Consider the following 20,443-nt stretch of genomic DNA (forward strand, 5'->3'; position numbering starts at 1 on the left):
CCCATGTCGCTCGACCAGCTATCCCTGCGCGCACCCGAAAGACAGCTCCAGCCGGCGCCGGAAGACCGGCTTGCCGCGTTGGAACGGGTCTGGCGGCGTTTCGCCGACACCGAGGCGCTGCTCAAGCGCGGCGGCCGCGTCACCGAAGTCACGCCCACGCACTACAAGGTGCACGGCCTTTCCAATTTCGCCAGACTGGGCGACATCGTCGAGCAGCGCGGCCATGCCGGCGCGCGCCGCGGCGAGATCGTCAAGATCAGCCGTGACGAGGTCGTCGTGGCACCCTTCGAACGCAGCGCCGATGCCGGCATCGGCGATGCCGTATTCCGCCGCGGTCCGCTCGCGGTGGCGCCGCATGCCTCGTGGCGTGGTCGCACCATCGACGCGCTCACCAGGGCAATCGATGGCGGCCCGCCTTTGGTCAGGGGCGACGACGCATCGAGCGGCGCCCAGACGACGCCCGGCGCCATGGCGCGGCAGCGCGTCGGCACCGCCTTCATGACCGGCGTCAAGGTCATCGACATCTTCACGCCGCTCTGCTTCGGCCAGCGCCTCGGCATCTTCGCCGGCTCCGGCGTCGGCAAGTCGACGCTGCTTGCCATGCTTGCCGGCGCCGACGCTTTCGACACCGTCGTCGTGGCGCTCATCGGCGAACGCGGCCGCGAAGTCCGCGAATTCCTCGAGGACACGATCGGCGACAGTATGGCCAAGACCGTCGCCGTCGTCGCCACCAGCGACGAAAGCGCCATGATGCGCCGGCGGGCGCCGGACACCGCCATGCGCGTCGCCGAGCATTTTCGCGACCAGGGGCACCGTGTGCTCCTGGTGCTGGACTCGATCACCCGCTTCGCTCACGCCTTGCGCGAGGTGGCGACGGGGACCGGCGAGCCGCCGGTCGCCCGCGGCTATCCGGCCTCGGTGTTCACCGAACTGCCCAAGCTGCTCGAGCGCGCCGGGCCAGGCGCGGAAGGCAAGGGGTCGATCACCGCCATTATCTCCGTGCTGGTCGACGGCGACGACCACAACGATCCGGTCGCCGATTCCGTGCGCGGCATCCTCGACGGCCATGTCGTGCTCGACCGCACGATCGCCGAACAGGGCCGCTATCCGCCGGTCAATCCGCTGTCGTCCATATCGCGCCTGGCCGGCAAGGCCTGGAGCGTCGAACAGCGCGCGTTGGTGACAAGGCTGAAGTCGATGATCTCGCGCTTCGAGGACACGCGCGATATCCGCCTGCTGGGCGCCTATCAGGGCGGCGTCGATGCCGAACTCGATATTGCCGTGCGCCAGGTGCCGCTGATCTACGAGGCACTGACGCAAGCGCCGAAGGACCGTCCGTCGGCCGACCCGTTCTCCGATCTCGCCCGCCACCTCAAGAGCAAGCTGAACGCCGATGCCGGAGACTGAACGCGAATATACCGAGCGCATCCTGCGCGACATGATCGCCGAGGCCAACGCCGCCGAGGAAGCCCGGGCTGACGAAGCCCGATCTGCCAAGGCAAAGGCTGCCCGTGCCATAGCTGCCAAAGCCGAAGCCGTTCTGGCCAGAGCCGTAAAGCCAACCCTGCCACGGGCTGCCAAAGCCGATCCTGTTCGGGCAAGGGCCGCCGAGCCCGCTCTGCACCGGGCTCCCCAGACGGAGGCTGCCGAGATGACGCAGGCCAGCCGCGACTCGCTGATCGACGGACTGTTCCCGCTCAGAGAATGGCCGCTGCCACCAAAGGCGCAGTTTCCCCGGCTGAACAAGAAGTCCGATCGGCGCAGCGATTTCGTCATTGCCGCGCTCGGCATCACGCTCGGGCTGATCTGCGCTCTGTTTCCCTGGTACATCTTCTTCAACCAGGACCAGTTTGGCGTCCAGGCGATGAAGTTCGGCGGCACCGGCACCAATTCGGGACGGGCGGGCGGCGGCGTGGTCGCCCAACGCAGCGCGCCGCTGACGGCAAAGGACGTCCCCGCCGCCAATCTCGATCTGCTTGCCACGGGAACCGTGCAGGATGACGCCAATCCGGCACCTGCACCTGACGAGCAACCCTTTCCGGCCGACGCGGCGAAATTCCGCATGGTTCATGTTGCCAACGGCCGTGCCATGATCGAGGACGACGCTGGCCTCTGGATCGTCCAGCGTGGCTCGATACTGCCTGACTCCAGCCAGGTATCCTCTATCGAGCAGCGCAACGGTAAATGGGTCATGGTCACCAGTGCCGACCAGGTGATCGAACTCTCCAAATAAACGCCCCGTCTCAGGCGTCCGGCCATCCGCAAGGTCCGCGCAAGACTGGCGGCCTAGTCTTCGGGAACCCGCTCGGAGATTCCCATGGAGCCCGTTTCCCTTTTCGACCTCGCCGCCAAGCAAGCCCAGTGGCTGGCCGTGCGCCAGTCCGCCGTCGCCGGCAACATCGCCAACGCCAACACGCCGGGCTACAAGGCAAACGATGTCGAGCCGTTCGAAAAGGTCCTCGATCGCACAGCCGTATCGCTGCAGGCCACGCAGGCTGGCCATCTCGGCAACGCCGCGACCAATGCCGGCTTCACCATCAAGCCGCAGGAAGATGACGGCGTTGTCATGCCGTCCAAGAACTCGGTCGTGCTGGAAGACCAGTTGCTGAAGGCCGGCGAAGTCCGCCGCTCCTTCGAGCTCAACACGGCGATCGTCAAGGCGTTCCATTCGATGATGATGATGGCGGTGAAGAGCTGACCATGGACGCGCTGACCGCAGCCCTCAAAGTCGCAGCATCCGGCCTCGGCGCCCAGTCGGAGCGCCTGCGTGTGGTTTCCGAAAACCTGGCCAACGCCCAGTCGACCGGCACCACGCCCGGCTCCGATCCGTATCGCCGCAAGACCATCAGCTTCGTCTCCGAGCTCGACCGGACCTCCGGCAGCTCGACGGTTGCAGTGAATTCTATCGATCGTGATCCCAGCGACTTTCCGGTCGAGTTCCAGCCCGGCAACGAAGCCGCCGACGAGAAGGGCTACGTCAAGATGCCCAACGTGAACGTGCTGATCGAAATGGCCGACATGACCGAGGCCAACCGCTCCTACGAGGCCAACCTTCAGGTCGTCAAGCAGGCGCGCGACCTGATTTCCATGACCATCGACCTGATGAGGAACCAGTAATGATCAGCGGTATCGGAGCCCTTCAGTTCAAGTCGTCGATCGGCGGCGACGACGCGGTGACAAGCCTGCTCCAGGGCGGCGCGACACCTTCGGCCGGCGGCAACATCGGCACCTCCTTCGCCGAGGCGCTAAGCCAGGCAGCCTCCAAGACCATCAACACACTGCAGAATGCCGAGCAGGTGTCGGTGCAAGCCCTCAAGGGCGACGTCGACACCCGTCAGGTGGTCGACGCCGTGATGAGCGCGCAGCAGGCGCTTCAGACCGCCGTCGCCATTCGCGACAAGGTGGTTTCCGCCTATCTCGAAGTCAGTCGAATGGGCATCTGAGGAATTCCGCCATGAAAGCACTCGCCATCGCCGCCACCGGCATGAATGCCCAGCAGACAAATCTGGAAGTCATCGCCAACAACATCGCCAACATCAACACCACCGGCTACAAGCGCGCTCGTGCTGAATTCTCCGACCTGCTCTATCAGGTCGACCGCACGCAGGGTGTGCCCAACCGCTCCAACGCCTCGCTGGTGCCGGAGGGCGTCTCGATCGGCCTCGGCGTCAAGACGACGGCCGTGCGCAACGTGCACACACAGGGTGAACTGACCAGCACCGGCAACAGTTTCGACCTGGCGCTCACCGGCAGAGGCTGGTTCCAGATCGAGGGTGCCGACGGCGGCACGCTCTACAGCCGCGCCGGCGCGCTCAACACCAACGCCACCGGCCAGTTGGTGACAGTCGACGGAGCCGCCGTCATTCCGGCAATCAACGTCCCCGTCGATGCCGTCGAGGTCATCGTCAACAAGACGGGGCAGGTCTTTGCCCGCATCGATGGCCAGACCGACCTGCAGAACCTCGGCCAGCTTCAGATCGCCAATTTCGCCAACGAGGCGGGCCTGGCACCGCTCGGCGACAATTTGTTCCAGGAAACCACGGCTTCGGGGCCGGCCAATGTCGGCGTCCCGGGCGATCCCGGCTTTGCCACCATCCAGCAGGGCTATCTCGAAGCCTCCAACGTCGACCCGGTCAAGGAAATCACCGAGCTGATCTCGGCGCAGCGCGCCTATGAGATGAACTCCAAGGTCATCCAGGCCGCCGACGACATGGCCTCCGTCGTCTCCAAGAACATCAGGTAACGCATGATGTCGACGCCCGGCCTCCTGTCCGCATTCCGCCGCACCGCGCTCGTCCTTGCGCTGGTGGCCGGCGGCATGCCGGCTTTTGCCCAGGAGTCGACAAACCAATCGGCCACCGAGATCGTCAGCAATCAACCTGTCGGCGACGTCGTGTTGATCCCCAACCGGGTGATCTATCCCGGCCAGACCATCGAACTCACAGCCCTGAAACAGGTGACCCTCATCGCCGGCAAGCACAAGCCGGACGGAGTCGTCACACGGGCCGAGGAACTCGACGGCAAGGTCGCCAAGCGCACGCTGCTGCCCGGCCGCTACATCCCCTCCACCGCCATCCGCGAGGCCTGGCTGGTCGAACAGGGCGCCTCCGTGCAGGTCTTCTTCATCGCCGGCGGACTGACGATCTCGGCGACCGCCGTGACGCTGCAGCCAGGTGCCGCGGGCGACCTCGTCAAGGTTCGCAACATCGACAGCGGCAAGATCCTGTCCGGCGTCGTGATGGCGGATGGCACCATCCAGGTCAGCGCCTCATGATGCGCGGCCTTACCCTGATATTGGCAGCCGTGCTTGGCCTGCAGCCGGCACTGGCCGACGGCCTGACGCCGAAGGCCAAGCGCGAGCTCGCCGCCAAGAATGGCGGCGTCTACAACGATCCTGAATATGATCCGGCCACCACCAGCCGCATGTTCCGGGTTTCCACCGGGCCGAGTTCGCTGCCGCCGGGCCAGGTCGCCTCGCGCATCAAGGACATCGCCCAGCTGCAGAGTTCGCGCGACAACCAGCTCGTCGGCTACGGCCTGGTCATCGGCCTTGCCGGATCGGGCGACAGCCTGCGCAACTCGCCATTCACCGAACAGTCGATCCGCGCCATGCTCGAAAATCTCGGCATCGCCACCGAAGGCGGCAGCGCGCGCGCCAAGAATGTCGCCGCCGTCATCGTCACCGCCAACATGCCGCCCTACGTGCAGTCGGGCGCCCGCATCGACATCGACGTCTCCTCGATGGGCGACGCGACCTCGCTTTCCGGCGGCACGCTGATCATGACGCCGCTGAAGGCGGCGGACGGCGAGATCTATGCCGTCGGCCAGGGCTCGGTCATCGTGTCCGGCTTCACCGCCCAGGGGCAGGCCGAGCAACTGACGCAAGGCGTGCCGACCTCCGGACGCGTGCCGAACGGCGCGATCGTCGAGCGTGCCGTCCAGGCCGAGTTCGACGATCAGGCGACGCTGACGCTGCAATTGCGCAACCCAGATTTCTCGACCGCGATCCGCATCGCGGACGCTATCAACGACTACACCAGCCAGCGTTTCGGCATGCGGGTGGCGGCCGAGCGCGATTCCCGCACTGTGCAGATCAGAAGACCGAAGGGTGTTTCGGCGGCGCGCTTCTATGCCGAGATCGAGAACCTGGTGGTCGAATCCGACACGCCGGCCCGCGTCGTCATCGATGAGCGCACCGGCACCATCGTCATCGGCAATGATGTCAAGATCTCGCGGGTCGCCATCAGCCACGGCACGCTCACCGTGCGCATCACCGAAGCACCGCGCGTCGTGCAGCCCGAGCCCTTCTCCAAGGGCGAGACCGCCGTAGAACCGTTCACCGCCATCGACGCCAGCCGGCCCGACGCCCGCGTTGCGGTGCTTGACGGACCCGATCTCCAGACCTTGGTTTCCGGCCTTAACCGTCTCGGCGTCAAGCCGGACGGCATCATTGCCATTCTGCAGGGCATCAAGTCGGCCGGCGCCCTGCAGGCCGACCTGGTTCTGCAATAGGCGACGCCGATGATCTCCCTCTCACGCTACGAAAGACGCCGCCCCGCCGCAATCCTGCTCGCGACCGCCGTTCTCGCGGCACTGCCCTTTGCCGGCGATACCGCACGTGGTGAGGAGACGGTCCGCCAGGTCTTGCCGGGAGCACCGGTTGCAGCGGCGGCGCCGCAAACGGCGCGGGCAAAGGCACCCGACCAGACCGAGATCGAGCGCTTCTGCTCCAACATCGCCGACGCCGCCCGCGATCGCCGTTATGCTTTGCAGGCGGCGGAACTGAAGCAGCTCCAGGCCGGCATTGACGAGCGCATGAAAGCTCTGGATGCAAAGAAAGCCGAGTACGAGACCTGGCTGAAGCGGCGCGAGGTTTTCCTGGCCAGGGCCGAAGACGGCGTCGTCCAGATCTATGCCGGCATGAAACCCGACGCCGCCGCCGAGCGGCTGGCCATCGTCAACGCCGATCTGGCGGCGGCCATATTGATGAAGCTCGATTCACGCAAGGCGAGCGTCATCCTCAACGAAATGGACCAGAAGGCGGCGGCAACGCTCACCGGCATCATGGCCAGCGCAGCCCGAAGGGTAGATCCGTCATGATCCGCAAGATGCTCCTCCTGTGCGCGGTTGCCGTGCTGTCCGGCTGCGGAACCAACCTCAAGGAGGTCGGCAGGGATCCGGCTCTGTCGCCGGTCGGTTCCGGCATCGACGATGGTAGCACCGGCTCTCTCTATCGCTATCCGGAAACACCGCCGGCACCGCCCAGGAAATTCTCGCTGTGGGATGACCGCCAGAGCCGGCTGTTCACCGACCCGCGGGCGCTGTCCCAGGGCGACATCCTGACCGTCAAGATCAAGATCAACGACCGGGCCAACTTCAAGAACCAGAACGACAGGAGCCGCACCGCCAACCGCAAGCTCGGTTTCGATATCAGCGCGGAATGGGACAAGGTTGGCAGCACCGCCGGCAAGGGTGCTGGCGCTCTCAACTCCACCACGGACACGACGGCCGACGGCGAGATCAAGCGATCGGAAAACCTGGAGCTCAATGTCGCCGCCATCGTCATCGATGTTCTGCCTAACGGCAATTTGATGATCAAGGGATCGCAAGAGGTGCGCGTCAACGCCGAACTCAGGGTGCTGACCATTGCCGGCATCGTGCGGCCGGCCGACATCGGCGCCGAGAACACCATTCCCTACGAACGCATCGCCGAGGCGCGCATCTCCTATGGCGGACGCGGCCGCATCACCGAGGTCCAGCAACCTGCCTACGGCCAGCAGATTCTCGACCAGGTTCTTCCGTTCTAGGATTGGGGAACACCGCACCGTGGCAAATGTCGAACAGGGTCAGCCGCGCAAGGGTCCCTCCCTTGCCATCCAGGCCGCCATGCTGCTGGTCGTGACGGCCGCCGCCATCGGCATGGGCTGGATGTCCGGCGGCTATCTCAAGGGCGTCGATGCCCCTGCGTCGGTACCGGTGGCGCCTGAGAACGAAGGCAAGGTCGAGCAGTCGGCTGCGGCCGAACAGCCGGGCGTGGGGCCGACGCTCGTCGTGCTGGCGCCAATCACCACCAACATCGCTTCGCCTGCCGATACCTGGATCAGGATGGAGGTGTCCGTGGTCTATGACGGACCGCAGCTACAGGCAATGTCGGATGACATCCACCAGGACCTTCTGGCGCTGGTGCGCACCTTGAAGATGCATCAGATCGAAGGCGCCAGCGGCTACCAGCACCTGAAGGCCGATCTCGAGGAGCGCGCCGCGATCCGCAGCCAGGGTCACGCCAAACAGATCCTCATCAGGACATTGCTGCTCGAATGAGAAAATTCCTTCTCGCCACGGCGATGATCGCGGCCGCCACGTCGGTCGCGGCGGCGCAGCAGCTTGATCTCGGCGGCATCGGCAAGGCCGACGGCACCACCGTCGGCTACATCATCCAGATGTTCGGCCTGCTGACCGTGCTGTCGGTGGCGCCGGGCCTGCTGATCATGGTGACGAGCTTCACCCGCTTCGTCATCGCCTTCTCGATCCTGCGTGCCGGCATCGGCCTGCAGTCGACGCCGGCAAACCTCATTCTCATTTCGCTGTCGCTGTTCATGACCTTCTATGTCATGGCGCCGACTTTCGACCAAGCCTGGAACACCGGCGTCAAGCCGCTGATGGACAACCAGATCACCCAGACCGAAGCCTTCGACAAGATTTCGGATCCGTTCCGTACCTTCATGCTGCGCAATGTGCGCGACAAGGACTTCGACCTCTTCGCCGATCTCGCCCGCGAGCGCGGCCAGACTGTTTCGCGCGACACCGTCGACCTGCGCATCCTGGTACCCGCCTTCATGATCTCGGAAATCCGGCGCGGCTTCGAGATCGGCTTCCTGATCGTGCTGCCCTTCCTGGTCATCGACCTGATCGTCGCCACCATCACCATGGCGATGGGCATGATGATGCTGCCGCCGACGGTGGTGTCGCTGCCGTTCAAGATCCTGTTCTTCGTCCTGATCGACGGCTGGAATCTGCTTGTCGGCAGCCTGGTGCGCTCCTTCAATTGACCGCTGGCGGCTGATCCCTGGTAACTGGTCGCGGCCGTGCCGCACAGGTACAGAATTTCAAGCAAAATATTTTCGATTAACCGTCCGGTTTAGCCCTTTGGTAGGGACTTGCCCGCATATTCGCTCGCAGATGGCGGGTGATCGATTTCAGAGATCATTGGCATGATGCCGCACCGTCATACCGGGAGGCCCGGTATGTCAAGAAAACACCTGTAAAACCAAGGTACGAGTACCCATGTCCAGCATCATGACGAACTCCGCCGCGCTGACGGCTCTGCAGAGCCTTAACGCCACCAGCAAATCCCTCCAGGACACCCAGGCCCGCATCTCGACCGGCTACCGCGTCTCGCAGGCCTCGGACAACGCCGCTTACTGGTCGATCGCCACCACGATGCGCTCCGACAACCAGGCAATGTCCACCGTTTCGGACGCACTCGGCCTCGGCGCCTCGAAAGTCGACACCGCCTACACCGGCATGAACAGCGCGATCTCCACCATCAACCAGATCAAGGCCAAGCTGCTGGCTTCCTACGGCCAGACGGATGCCTCGAAGGAAAAGACCCAGACAGAAATCACCGCTCTTCAGGCGCAGATGAAGTCCTACGCCGACGGCGCCACCTTCTCCGGCACCAACATGCTGTCCGTAGACAGCGGCGCAACAGCCACGACGGCGGCCGATGTGAAGATCCTTTCGGCGTTCAACCGTGACGCGGCCGGCGCATCTTCGATCTCGACCATCGACGTCAAGGTGGAAAGCATCAAGCTGTATGAAGCTGGCACCACCGCGGGCCTCGCGAAGGGCATCCTTGACACGTACCGCCTCGGCACCGACGGCAGTACGGTCGCCGCGGTCTCCGGCACCCAGACAGCCCTGGGCGCGGCTGCACTGGCCACCGACACCTATTCGGCCGCCTCGCTTTCCATCTTCTCGGGTGGCACGGCTGCCAGCGATACGCAGATCAAGCAGATGCTGACCGTCATCGACTCCGCGCTCGCCGACATGACCAACTCGGCCACCACGCTCGGCGCCGCCAAGAGCAGTATCGACCTGCAGAAGACCTTCACCTCGGACCTGATGGACTCCATCGATCGCGGTGTCGGTCAGCTCGTCGATGCCGACATGAACAAGGAATCGACCCGTCTCCAGGCTCTGCAGGTCCAGCAGCAGCTCGGCGTCCAGGCTCTGTCGATCGCCAACGGTTCCTCGCAGTCGATCCTGTCGCTCTTCCGCGGCTAATCGCCTCCGCTCCACCACAATTCGCACTAAAAATCGGGCCGCGCCAAAAGCGCGGCCCGATTTGCGTTTTGCTCCAGCCCCGCGCAACCCTCGGTCCTTAACTCTCGAAAGCCAGCGTTTAACAGGCTGTTAACCATGGCGCGCTAATTATGGTTAACCAATAGCTTACAACCGTTGGCGAATCGGCCCTACCGGCACGATGCCACCCGTTGAACAGGCCTATCCGGCATGTCTGAGCATGTCGGCTTTTGAGAAGGAGCGACTTTCTTGGCGAGCATCATGACAAACGCTGCGGCGTTGACCGCACTTCAAAGCCTCAGCGCCACCAACAAGTCACTCGAACAGACGCAGGCTCGCATTTCGACCGGCTACCGGGTCTCGCAGGCCTCGGACAACGCCGCCTACTGGTCGATCGCCACCACGATGCGCTCGGACAATTCGGCCCTGTCGACGGTGCAAGACGCACTCGGCCTCGGCGCCTCCAAAGTCGACACCGCCTACACCGGCATGAACAATGTGCTGACGACGATTGGCCAGATCAAGACCAAGCTGCTTTCGACCGTCGGCCAGACGGACGCAGCCAAGGCAAAAACCCAGACCGAGATCAAGGCGCTTCAGGCGCAGATGAAGTCCTTTGCCGACGCGGCCACCTTCTCGGGCTCGAATTTCCTTGCGGTGACCTCCAAGCAGGTTGCCGCGGCCAATGACGGCGCCCAGCCCGACTCCCAGATCGTGTCCTCATTCAATCGTTCCTCATCCGGCGCCATTTCGATTGGAACGATCGATATCGATGTCGAAGGCACCAAGCTTTTCGACTATGGCCTTGCCACAGACGTCAAGAACTACGGCACCCTCGATCGCCAGACCTCGATCTATTCCACGGGGGCCGCTCAGACCCTGTATGACACCGCCTATAGTGCCGCGATCGCCGGCGGAGGAACGGACATCGCCGCGAACGCCGCCGGCCAGTTGGCGGCGGGAGCGGTCGCCAAGGTCGACAATATTTCCGCCTACAACCTCGACATCACGGCAGCCGGGGTAACCGACGATATCATCACCCAGATGGTGACCAGGATCGACAAGGTCATGGCTCAGCTGACCGATTCCGCCACCATCCTCGGCTCGGCCAAGAGCAGCATCGACCTGCAGAAGACTTTCACCCAGAGCTTGATGGACTCCATCGACCGCGGCGTCGGCCAGCTCGTCGATGCCGACATGAACAAGGAATCGACCCGCCTGCAGGCGCTGCAGGTGCAGCAGCAGCTCGGCATCCAGTCGCTGTCGATCGCCAACAGCGCCTCGCAGTCTATCCTGTCGCTGTTCAAGAACTAATCGCGGGCGCCACCAGCGCCCTGCTTTTCGCACTCCGATTGACGGGCCGCGCCGCAAGCGCGGCCCGATTTCATTTTCGCACAAGCTTCGAGGACTAGTGTTCCGGCGGACAATCATCCTGGGAGTCGTCGAACCGTGCCGGAACAGATCCAGAGCATCATCTCGAATCTCCGCGGGTTTGGCGTGAAGCGCCTCGCCATGCTGGCGGGCATCGCCGTTCTGGTGATGGGCGTCATCGGCATCGCCTCGGTCTACCTCAACCGTCCCGCCTACGACACGCTCTATGTCGGGCTCGACCGCGCCGACGTGAACCAGATCGGCCTGGTGCTGGGCGAAGCCGGCATCGGCTTCGACGTCGGCGCCGACGGAACCTCGGTGCTGGTGCCGGCCGGCACCACCGCGCAGGCGCGCATGCTGCTTGCCGAAAAGGGCCTGCCGACCAGCGCCAATGCCGGCTACGAACTGTTCGACAATGTCGGCTCGCTCGGCCTCACCTCCTTCATGCAGCAGATCACTCGTGTGCGCGCGCTGGAAGGCGAGATTGCCCGCACCATCCAGTCTATATCGGGCATCAAGGCGGCGCGCGTCCACATCGTCATGTCCGAACGCGCCAATTTCCGCCGCGACGAACAGCAGCCTTCCGCCTCTGTGGTCATCCGCTACGCCGGCATCGACGCCGAGAAGAGCGCCATGTCGATCCGCCATCTCGTCGCCGCCGCGGTCCCCGGCCTGTCGGCCGACAAGGTGACGGTCCTGGATTCCAGCGGCAATCTGCTGGCCGCGGGCGATGATCCTTCCAACACCAGCGCCGCCCGCACGCTCGGCGTCGAGCAGACCGTCGAGGCGCAGATCGGCGACAACATCCGCCGCGCGCTGACGGCCTATCTCGGCCCCGACAATTTCCGCGCCAGCGTCAAGGCCGAGGTCAACACCGACACCCGCCAGACGGAAGAAACCATCTTCGATCCAAACTCCCGCGTCGAGCGCTCGGTGCAGTCGGTGCGCGCCAACGAGAACAACAACCAGAAGCAGGCCTCGACCCCGGCCAGCGTCGAGCAGAACCTGCCCGAAACCCAGGCAACCGCCACCGATGGACCGCAATCCTCTTCGCAGAACGACCGCAGGGAAGAAATCACCAATTACGAGATCAATTCGAAGAAGATCGCCACGGTCTCCAACGGCTACAGCGTCACCAAGATGTCGATTGCCGTCGTCGTCAACCAGCAGCGGCTGACGGCCATCCTCGGCAAGGACGCCACGCCTGAGCAGATTGCCAAGCGTGTCGCCGACATCCAGAAGATGGTGACCTCGGCAACCGGCTTCGACGAAAAGCGCGGCGATGTCATCGATGTGTCGGCGGTAGAGTTCATCGACGGGCTGGATGGCGAGGCGATCCCGCAGGCTGGAATGCTCGATTCCATCGGCCAGCATGCCGGCACCCTGATCAACGCCGGCGCCTTCATCGTCGTGGTGTTCCTGGTCGCCTTCTTCGGCCTGAAGCCGATGGCGGCGGCGCTGACGGCAAAGGCGACACCGGCCCTGTCAGGCCCCAGCTTCGATGACGTCCAGCGCTCGCTGCCCACGCCGGAAGCAACGGCCGCCGCCGACAATGCCGCAGTTGCCGCCTTGCCCGGCACGCGCCCCGGTCCGACACCGCTCGACGATCTTCGCCAGAAGATCAGACCGGCCCCGCAGGATCGGCTTGCCCGGATGGTCGACCTCAACGAGGAACGCACAGCGCAGATTCTGCGCAAATGGGCTGCCCAGGAAGTCGCGGTGTAAGCCATGCCCTCCGCAGCCCTTTTCGACCTCCTGCCTGATTTTGGCACCCGCACGCACCGTGCCGGCCAGCCTCGCGTCGCGGCCGATCCCGAACACAAGCCCGAGGCACCGACGTCGCAAGCCGATATCGGCACGCTGATCGCGGAAGCGGTTGTTCAGGCCGAGGCGGCGCTCGAGGCACGCCTGTCGATCGCGCATGATGCCGCGCTCGAAGCCGAGCGCCAGGCCAATGCAGAGGAAGCAAGGGTATTTCTCGAAAGCCTCGGCGACGATCTCGGCAAGGCGGTCTCGTCGCGTATCGATGTCATGGAGGCACGCGTGACCGGGCTTGTCGCGACCACGGTCGCCCGCATCATCGGCGGCATCGTCAGTGACGATCTGCAGAAACGCTCGATCGAGGTGCTCGCTAGCGCAATACGCGAAGCCGTCGGCGATGCCGAGGCGGTGCGTGTCGTCGTGCGCGGGCCGCTCTCGCTGTTCGAGACACTGAGGGCATCGCTCGGGCCGCGCGCGGCCAATCTCGACTTTGTCGAGGCACCAGGCTTCGACCTCACCGTCGCCATCGACGAAGCGGTGTTCGAGACACGCATGGCCGAATGGTCGACGACCCTCTCAGAGGTTCTGGCATGAGCGTCGCCGAGGCCGGACACACACCCCACGAAATCATCATCGTGCGGCGTGGTCATGATGACCATGACGAGGCCCACCATGGCGGCGTCTGGAAGATCGCCTTCGCCGATTTCATGACCGCCATGATGTGTTTCTTCCTGGTCATGTGGCTGATCAACGCCGCCAACGAACAGACCAAGGCAGCCGTCGCCAGCTACTTCAACCCGGTCAAGCTGGTCGACCGCAATTCGAGCCGCAAGGGCCTGGAGGATCTCGGCGACGGTCCGCGCGCGATTGGGACGACGGCCGACAATCCGAAGAAGGCGACCAGCAAGGCCGGCCAGGACGGCGATGGCTCGGCGGACCGCAAACAGGACAAGCAAGAACTCCCGCAAGCGGAACACTCCGACGAGCATCTGTTCGCCGATCCTTACGCGGTGCTTTCGGAAATCGCCACCGATACCGGCGTCATGCAGAATGTCAGTCAGAAGGGTGACGGCGGCGCGCAGGCTGCCGGCCCGGCGACGGGCGCCTCCGGCGGTGCCTCCTATCGCGATCCCTTCGAGCCCGATTTCTGGTCGCAGCAGGTCGCGGCGCCCGCCGCTGAGGCCAGTGCCGAGCGCACCAGGATCGAGGGCGATCCTGTCAAGCCCGGCGACAAGGCCGCTGAAACACAGGTCGCCAAGGTAAAGGCCGTGCCGCCCGTCGCGGCCGCACCGCCCGAGCCGCTGGCCAAGGACGCGACAGGCAAGCAAGCTGTGAACGCCGCCACCGCAATGGCCAAGGCCGGCGACACGAAGCCGAGCGAGGTCAAACCGGGCGAGACCAAGCCGGACGATGCCAAGGCTGCGGACGCAGCCAAGGCCGAGGCCGAGGCGCAAAAGGCTGCCAAGCCCGACACCGGCGAGAAGGCGCCGACCGCGGCTGCAGTCAAGGCAGCGGCCGATGTCAAGCAGCAGTTGGCCAATGCCTTCAAGCCCGGCGACAAGCTGCACGACGGCGTCTCCGTTGAAGCCACCGACAAGGGCGTCGTCATCTCGATCACCGACCAGCTCGACTTCGGCATGTTCGAGGTTGGCTCGGCGCTGCCGAGCCGCGAACTGGTGCTGGCGATGGAGAAGATCGGCCGCATCGTCAACAGCCAGAAGGGCACCATCAGCATCAACGGCCACACCGACGCCCGGCCGTTCCGCAGCGACAGCTACGACAATTGGCGACTGTCGACGGCGCGCGCGCATTCCGCTTACTACATGCTCGTGCGCGGTGGCGTCGACGAACGCCGCATCACCGAGGTCGCCGGCTTCGCCGATCGCCAGCCGAAGGATCCCGCGGATCCATTGTCGGCCGTAAACCGCCGCATCGAAATCCTGATGGCAACCGGCGGATGAGGCGAGCGGCCGTCACCAGCCGGTTGCTTGGCCTGTTGCTGCTGGCCGGCGGACACCCGTCGACCGGCTTCGCCCAGGAGGCGCTGCAGCCATATCAGTTGGTGCGCTCGCTGCAGCTCATCCAGGACCGCATTGCCACCGGCGACCATGCCGCCCTGCCGATGCAGGCCAAACTGCTGGAGATGGCGGATGCGCGCCTGCGCACGGCGGATGCCGAGGATTACAAGGATCCCAAGAACTTTCGCGCCCTGCTCGTCTACGGCATGAGCGGCGGTAACCCGGTGACCGTCGAAGCCGCCACGTCGCGCGCCACGACGGACCCGCAAAGCCTTGCCATAGCCCAAGGCGTGATCGACTACCTTACCGGCCGGCCCGGCGAGGCGATCGAAGCCTTGAAGCCTATCGACCCCATGGCGCTGCCTCCCGATCTCGGTGCTTTCCTTGCCCTGGTCAAAGGCTCGTTGCTTGCCGGCGACCAGCCCGCGGCCGCACTCGGTCTGCTCGACCAGGCAAGATTGCTCAGCCCTGGCACGCTGGTCGAGGAAGCCGCACTTCGCCGTTCGGTCGGCATTGCAGCCGGGCAAGGCGACGCGGCACGCTTCGCGCTTGCCTCCACCCAATATGTCGAGCGCTACCTCTATTCGCCCTATGCCAGCCAGTTCGCCGACTCCTTCGTCACCGGCGTCATCGCGCTGCACATGTCGATCAGTCAGGACAAGCTGGCCGACATCACCTCGATGATGGATGCCGAGCGCGAGAAGGTGATCTATCTGCGCATCGCCCGCCGCGCCGCGATCGACGGCCTGAACGAGCTGTCGGCTTTTGCTTCGGCGCGGGCCGAGCGGGGCCGCGACGGCAACACCAACCAGGACGATCCTCGCGCCCTGCTCTATGCCAGCCTTTCCACCGTCACCTCGGGCACCATCGAGGACGTTCGCGCCAAGCTCGGCAAGATCGACCGCACCAGATTGTCGCAAGGCGACCGCGCCTTGCTCGATGCCGCGCAGGCCATTGCCGGCGAGGTCGTCGCGCCGCCCGCCGCCCTTCCCCAGGAAAAGCCTGCTCCTGTTGCGGCCGGGCAATCACCGGCGCCCAAGATCGCCACGGCGCCAGGCGCCGATCACAGCGGACTGCCACCGGTCGAAGGCGCGATCGCGGAGCAACCTGCCGCCACTGCGGCCCCCGGTGGACCGGCCGCCAATGCGCCGGACACGGCGGCGGTTGCAGCCACATCCGCCGACGCAGCGACTGTCATGCCGGCTTCGGCACCGTCGCCCGCGGCCGGTCCCGAGCCCATCGATCCGACAGACGCCGCCATGACCAGAACACGTCGACAGCTCGACCTGATCGACCAGATGCTTGGAGCCGCCCCCAAATGACCACCAGCCTCGGCTCGGCCTTGCCAGGATTTGCCTCCACGCGCGCGTCGTCGGAGCAACCGGCAGCGAATGGCAGGAACGACGACGACGGCTTCGGCAAGATGTTGCGCGGCGACACCGGCTCTACCCGCCCGGAACGGCAATCGACGACCGAGGCGGGATCGCGCGACCAGCGCTGGGGCAAGCTCGCCGCCGGCCTTGCCGGGAATGGCGGCAAGGCCGAACCGGCTTCGGCCGGTCCCGGAGAGACCACCTCTGCCAAGGTGCCGACCGTGAGAATCGGCAAGGACGATCTGGATGCAAAGGCGCACAAGGACGATGCCAATGCCGAAGAGACGACGCCGGATGCCGATGCCGTGCCGCTTCAGGACGACCTGTCGCTGCTGATCGCGTTTCATGACCTGCGCCATTTCTCGACATCGGCCAAGGCATCCGGGCGCGACGCAGCCACCGGCGAGAGCCCGTCGGATCCGGCGCTCGACGGGCAAGCTCCACTGCCGAAGACCTATCGAGCAAAGTCCTCGGCCGAACGCGAGGCCCTCGAAACCATCTCGAAGCCGGAGCAGGTGTCGATCGTCGACGGGCCTTTGACGGAGCTTGACGCCCAGCCACCGAGCTCTGCCTCCAGCGCGCCGAAACGCGACAACACCGTGGCGGCCCTGAAGCTGCCGGACGCCCCCGCTGCCGACGTGCCCGGCGTGCAGTCGAAGCACACCGCGGCGGCGATGAAGAGTATCGGGGATGTCCAGTCCTCGATGCGGCCCGAAGCGGGGAAACAGTCCCTGTCCGCCCCACGCATCGACGTGGTGTCCGAACAGAGCTTCCCCGCACCGCCGCAGAGTCCCATCAGCCAGGCAGCCCTCAATGTGATCAACGCCATAGCCGCCGACAGCGGCTCGCAAAAGGCGCTTTCAGCCTCATCCACGGCCGCTCAGCTGGCCAGCCCTGTTGCCGTTCCGACACATGTGCTGAAGATCGAACTTCACCCCGCCGAACTCGGCATGGTGACGGCCCATCTTCGCCTCTCCGGAGAACAACTTTCGATTGAGCTGAAGCCCGAAACACACGACGCCCATCGTCGGCTGTCCGCCGACAGCGAGGCCATCGTCAAGTCGCTGCGGGGTCTCGGCTTCGAGGTTGACAAGGTCACAATCCTGCAACCTTCGGTAGCAGTTCCCTCTACAACCCGCACCGATGCAACCGCCCCCTTGCCGACGGCAACAGGCCGCGATCCATCATCCTTTCAACCGGGGAATTCGGGCGGCGGCAGCTCTGGAGCCGGCGGCCAGCAATCGGGCCAGCAATCCTCAGGGAAACGCAACGATGACGCGCAGGACTACGGCCGCGGCAGTTCGCCTTCTCGCGAGCGCGCTGGCGGCGATATCTTTATCTAGCGCGGCAAGCGCTGCCGCAGCCGCGGCCAACCCTTGCGAGCCGGAAATCCTGCGCGCCGCCGATCGCTATGGCGTGCCCGCCGGCATCCTCTATGCCGTGGGCCTGACGGAGACCGGCATCAAGGGCAGCCTTCAACCCAACGCTTTGAATATAGAGGGAAAAGCGGTCTTTCCGAGGAGCCGGACCGAGGCCCTTGCCGCCTTCGCCAATGCCCGGCGCGAGGGCAAGACGCTGATCGATCTGGGCTGCATGCAGATCAACCATCACTACCACGCATCGCATTTTCGCAGCGTCGAGGACATGCTCGACCCACGCCAGAACGTCGACTACGCGGCGCGCTTCCTGGCCAGCCTCCATGCCCGCCACGAGACCTGGTCGATGGCCGTCGCCCGCTATCATGCCGGCCCCGACAACGATCCGGCGCAGAAGATCTATGTATGCCGCGTCATTGCCAACATGGTCGCCACCGGCTTTGGAAAATGGACCGCGAATGCGCGCGGCTTCTGCAACCCATAAGCGTATTTTCTGCTTCTAATAAACCAACTGCACAACCCGGAATTGTCGGTTTGACTTGGTCAAAACTTGCTACCGAAAGCATATCTGGTTGCACGCTAATGCAACCGATGCGATTCCAGACTCCCAAGAAACTAGCTACAAGAAATGACGGTTGTTCAGGATTCTCGCCAGCGGATACGCCTCTCTTCACGGGGCAAATGATTTGATTCGGAAGGCGGGGCCGATGATTGTGATCGTTGACGAGCGCGAGCTCGTAACAGAGGGATACAATTCACTTTTCGATCGTGAGGGCATCGCCTGTGCAGGCTTTGCGTCCGGCGAGTTCGGTGAGTGGGTGAACTCGGCCGCCGACACCGATCTGAGGTCGGTGCGAGCCTTCCTCATCGGCGACTGCCGCGAAGGCTCCATCTCTCCCCGCCAGATCCGCGACCGCACCGGCGCTCCGGTCATTGCACTCAGCGAACAGCATTCCCTGGAGAACACGCTTCGGTTGTTCGAGAGCGGCGTCGACGACGTCATTCGCAAACCCGTCCATATCAGAGAGATCCTGGCCCGCATCACCGCCATCCGCCGCCGCGCCCAGGAAGATGTCGCCTACACCGAGATCGGCGCCATGCGCATCTTCATGGACGGCCGCGACCCCGAGATCAACGGTCAGCCTCTGCCCTTGCCGCGCCGTGAGCGCCGCATCCTCGAATATCTGGCGAGCAATCGCGGGCGTCGCGTCACCAAGACCCAGGTTTTCAACGCCATCTACGGCATTTTCGACGAAGAGGTCGAGGAGAACGTGGTGGAAAGCCACATCAGCAAACTGCGCAAGAAGCTGCGCGAGAAGCTGGGCACCGACCCGATCGATTCCAAGCGTTTCCTTGGCTACCGGCTCGTCTTCTGATGCAGCGCCGCGCCAGCCTCGCGCAAGAAAACACGCGTAGCCTCGTAGCCAGTGGCATCCACACTGGAGCCAGTGGCATGCACATTGGGGAGACGTTTCGATGAGCCTCTACGGAATGATGCGGACCGGCGTTGCCGGCATGAACGCGCAGGCCAATCGCCTGTCGACGGTCGCCGACAACATCGCCAATTCCGACACCACCGGTTACAAGCGGTCCTCCGCCGAATTTTCGACGCTGGTCATGCCATCGACGGGCGGTGCCTACAATTCCGGCGGCGTCACCACGACGATCCGTCAGGCGGTCAGCGATCCGGGCGTCCTCCAGTACACGACCTCGGTCTCCGACCTTGCCGTCAGCGGCGATGGCTTCTTTGTCGTTCAGGATCCGAGCGGTACGCCCTACCTGACCCGCGCCGGCGCCTTCGTTCCCGATGGGCAGGGCAGGCTGGTCAACTCGGCCGGCTTCCAACTGATGGCCTATAGCTACGACAATGGCGTGCCGGCAGCGACGGTCAACGGCTTCGAGGGACTGGTTCCTGTTGTCATCTCCGACCAGGGCATGACCGCAACGCCGAGCACCGAGGGTAGCTATGCCGGCAACCTGCCGGCAGGCGCGACACCGGTCGCTGCCGCTAATCTGCCCACCACCAATGCTGTCGGCGCACAGTACACGTCGAAATCCTCGATGGTCGCCTATGACAACCTCGGCAACAAGAAGCTGCTCGACGTCTATTTCACCAACACAGGCGTCGGCACCTGGCAGGTGGCGGTCTTCGACCAGTCGCAGGCCACGCCCGGAACAGCGTTCCCCTACACCGGCGGCGCGCTGGGCTCAGCCAACCTGACCTTCGACACCAGCACCGGCAAGCTGACCGGCGCCGTCGACAGCGTCGGTCTGACGGTGCCCAATGGCGCCGCCTTTTCGCTCGATCTGTCGGCGCTGACCCAGCTCGGCACCGGCTTCACCGTTTCCGACGCCCAGGTCAACGGCAACGCGCCGAGCACCATCGACAAGGTCCAGATCAGCAAGGACGGCACCATCTACGCGCAGTACAAGGACGGCTCCACCAAGCCGCTCTACAAGATCCCGCTGGCCGACGTGCAGAGCCCGGACCAGCTCACCGCGCTGCCCGGCAACGTCTATTCACAGGGCACCGAATCCGGCGCGGTCCGTGTCGGCTTCGCCAATGAAGGCAAGCTCGGCTCCATCATCTCTGGCGCGCTCGAGAATTCCAACGTCGATATCGCCGAAGAACTGACCAACATGATCGCGGCGCAGCGCAGCTACACCGCTAATTCGAAAGTCTTCCAGACCGGTTCCGATCTGATGGACGTTCTTGTCAACCTGAAGCGATAAGACGGGC

General features: G+C 64.4%; 22 protein-coding genes. All 22 read left to right on the top strand.

Annotated features, from left to right (window positions below):
- Positions 1-3 precede the first annotated feature (3 nt).
- Positions 4-1,407 carry a flagellar protein export ATPase FliI gene (gene fliI, locus ASD12_RS05265; protein ID WP_056582603.1) on the top strand — a complete coding sequence of 468 codons (1,404 nt, stop codon included), beginning with the start codon at positions 4-6 and terminating at the stop codon, positions 1,405-1,407.
- Entirely contained in the window at positions 1,394-2,233 is an 840-nt protein-coding gene (locus tag ASD12_RS05270; protein WP_056582605.1) for a hypothetical protein, read from the top strand. Before fliI ends, ASD12_RS05270 begins: the two co-directional genes overlap by 14 nt.
- Positions 2,234-2,317: 84 nt before the next feature.
- The gene (gene flgB / locus ASD12_RS05275; protein ID WP_056582607.1) at positions 2,318-2,698 is read left to right on the top strand and encodes a flagellar basal body rod protein FlgB; all 381 of its coding nucleotides are present in this window, start codon (positions 2,318-2,320) and stop codon (positions 2,696-2,698) included.
- A gap of 2 nt (positions 2,699-2,700) precedes the next feature.
- The gene (gene flgC / locus ASD12_RS05280; RefSeq protein WP_056582608.1) at positions 2,701-3,117 is read left to right on the top strand and encodes a flagellar basal body rod protein FlgC; all 417 of its coding nucleotides are present in this window, start codon (positions 2,701-2,703) and stop codon (positions 3,115-3,117) included.
- Complete coding sequence (locus tag ASD12_RS05285) at positions 3,117-3,443, top strand: flagellar hook-basal body complex protein FliE (RefSeq protein WP_056582610.1); 327 nt, start codon at positions 3,117-3,119, stop codon at positions 3,441-3,443. Before flgC ends, ASD12_RS05285 begins: the two co-directional genes overlap by 1 nt.
- Positions 3,444-3,454: 11 nt before the next feature.
- Positions 3,455-4,243: a flagellar basal-body rod protein FlgG gene (gene flgG, locus ASD12_RS05290; RefSeq protein ID WP_013529795.1), complete on the top strand. Its 789-nt coding sequence runs from the start codon at positions 3,455-3,457 to the stop codon at positions 4,241-4,243.
- Positions 4,244-4,246: 3 nt separating this feature from the next.
- Complete coding sequence (gene flgA / locus ASD12_RS05295; protein ID WP_056582612.1) at positions 4,247-4,774, top strand: flagellar basal body P-ring formation chaperone FlgA; 528 nt, start codon at positions 4,247-4,249, stop codon at positions 4,772-4,774.
- A 149-nt stretch (positions 4,775-4,923) separates the two neighbouring features.
- Complete coding sequence (locus ASD12_RS05300; RefSeq protein ID WP_244482750.1) at positions 4,924-6,012, top strand: flagellar basal body P-ring protein FlgI; 1,089 nt, start codon at positions 4,924-4,926, stop codon at positions 6,010-6,012.
- Between the two features lie 9 nt (positions 6,013-6,021).
- Positions 6,022-6,600 (top strand): MotE family protein, encoded by a 579-nt coding sequence (locus tag ASD12_RS05305; RefSeq protein WP_056582616.1) that lies wholly within the window; start codon positions 6,022-6,024, stop codon positions 6,598-6,600.
- Positions 6,597-7,307: a flagellar basal body L-ring protein FlgH gene (gene flgH, locus ASD12_RS05310; protein ID WP_056582618.1), complete on the top strand. Its 711-nt coding sequence runs from the start codon at positions 6,597-6,599 to the stop codon at positions 7,305-7,307. The genes ASD12_RS05305 and flgH overlap by 4 nt, the downstream gene beginning before the upstream one ends.
- 19 nt (positions 7,308-7,326) lie before the next feature.
- The gene (locus ASD12_RS05315; RefSeq protein ID WP_056582619.1) at positions 7,327-7,821 is read left to right on the top strand and encodes a flagellar basal body-associated FliL family protein; all 495 of its coding nucleotides are present in this window, start codon (positions 7,327-7,329) and stop codon (positions 7,819-7,821) included.
- Positions 7,818-8,549 carry a flagellar type III secretion system pore protein FliP gene (gene fliP / locus ASD12_RS05320; protein WP_023810007.1) on the top strand — a complete coding sequence of 244 codons (732 nt, stop codon included), beginning with the start codon at positions 7,818-7,820 and terminating at the stop codon, positions 8,547-8,549. Before ASD12_RS05315 ends, fliP begins: the two co-directional genes overlap by 4 nt.
- 235 nt (positions 8,550-8,784) lie before the next feature.
- Positions 8,785-9,786 carry a flagellin gene (locus ASD12_RS05325; protein WP_056582621.1) on the top strand — a complete coding sequence of 334 codons (1,002 nt, stop codon included), beginning with the start codon at positions 8,785-8,787 and terminating at the stop codon, positions 9,784-9,786.
- A gap of 267 nt (positions 9,787-10,053) precedes the next feature.
- Positions 10,054-11,118 carry a flagellin gene (locus ASD12_RS05330; RefSeq protein WP_056582624.1) on the top strand — a complete coding sequence of 355 codons (1,065 nt, stop codon included), beginning with the start codon at positions 10,054-10,056 and terminating at the stop codon, positions 11,116-11,118.
- A 135-nt stretch (positions 11,119-11,253) separates the two neighbouring features.
- A complete protein-coding gene (gene fliF, locus ASD12_RS05335) occupies positions 11,254-12,900 on the top strand; it encodes a flagellar basal-body MS-ring/collar protein FliF (RefSeq protein ID WP_056582626.1) in 1,647 nt (548 codons plus the stop codon).
- 3 nt (positions 12,901-12,903) lie between these two features.
- Positions 12,904-13,530 carry a hypothetical protein gene (locus ASD12_RS05340; RefSeq protein ID WP_056582628.1) on the top strand — a complete coding sequence of 209 codons (627 nt, stop codon included), beginning with the start codon at positions 12,904-12,906 and terminating at the stop codon, positions 13,528-13,530.
- A complete protein-coding gene (locus tag ASD12_RS05345; protein ID WP_056582630.1) occupies positions 13,527-14,897 on the top strand; it encodes a MotB family protein in 1,371 nt (456 codons plus the stop codon). The genes ASD12_RS05340 and ASD12_RS05345 overlap by 4 nt, the downstream gene beginning before the upstream one ends.
- A complete protein-coding gene (locus tag ASD12_RS05350) occupies positions 14,894-16,276 on the top strand; it encodes a hypothetical protein (protein WP_056582632.1) in 1,383 nt (460 codons plus the stop codon). Before ASD12_RS05345 ends, ASD12_RS05350 begins: the two co-directional genes overlap by 4 nt.
- Positions 16,273-17,670 carry a flagellar hook-length control protein FliK gene (locus ASD12_RS05355; protein WP_056582634.1) on the top strand — a complete coding sequence of 466 codons (1,398 nt, stop codon included), beginning with the start codon at positions 16,273-16,275 and terminating at the stop codon, positions 17,668-17,670. The genes ASD12_RS05350 and ASD12_RS05355 overlap by 4 nt, the downstream gene beginning before the upstream one ends.
- Positions 17,600-18,187 (top strand): transglycosylase SLT domain-containing protein, encoded by a 588-nt coding sequence (locus ASD12_RS05360; protein WP_056582636.1) that lies wholly within the window; start codon positions 17,600-17,602, stop codon positions 18,185-18,187. The genes ASD12_RS05355 and ASD12_RS05360 overlap by 71 nt, the downstream gene beginning before the upstream one ends.
- Positions 18,188-18,410: 223 nt before the next feature.
- Positions 18,411-19,079 (top strand): response regulator transcription factor, encoded by a 669-nt coding sequence (locus ASD12_RS05365; RefSeq protein ID WP_056582638.1) that lies wholly within the window; start codon positions 18,411-18,413, stop codon positions 19,077-19,079.
- Between the two features lie 100 nt (positions 19,080-19,179).
- Entirely contained in the window at positions 19,180-20,436 is a 1,257-nt protein-coding gene (locus ASD12_RS05370; RefSeq protein ID WP_056582640.1) for a flagellar hook protein FlgE, read from the top strand.
- Positions 20,437-20,443 lie beyond the last annotated feature (7 nt).

Origin of the sequence: Mesorhizobium sp. Root102, assembly GCF_001425625.1 — a bacterium.
Lineage (GTDB): Bacteria > Pseudomonadota > Alphaproteobacteria > Rhizobiales > Rhizobiaceae > Mesorhizobium.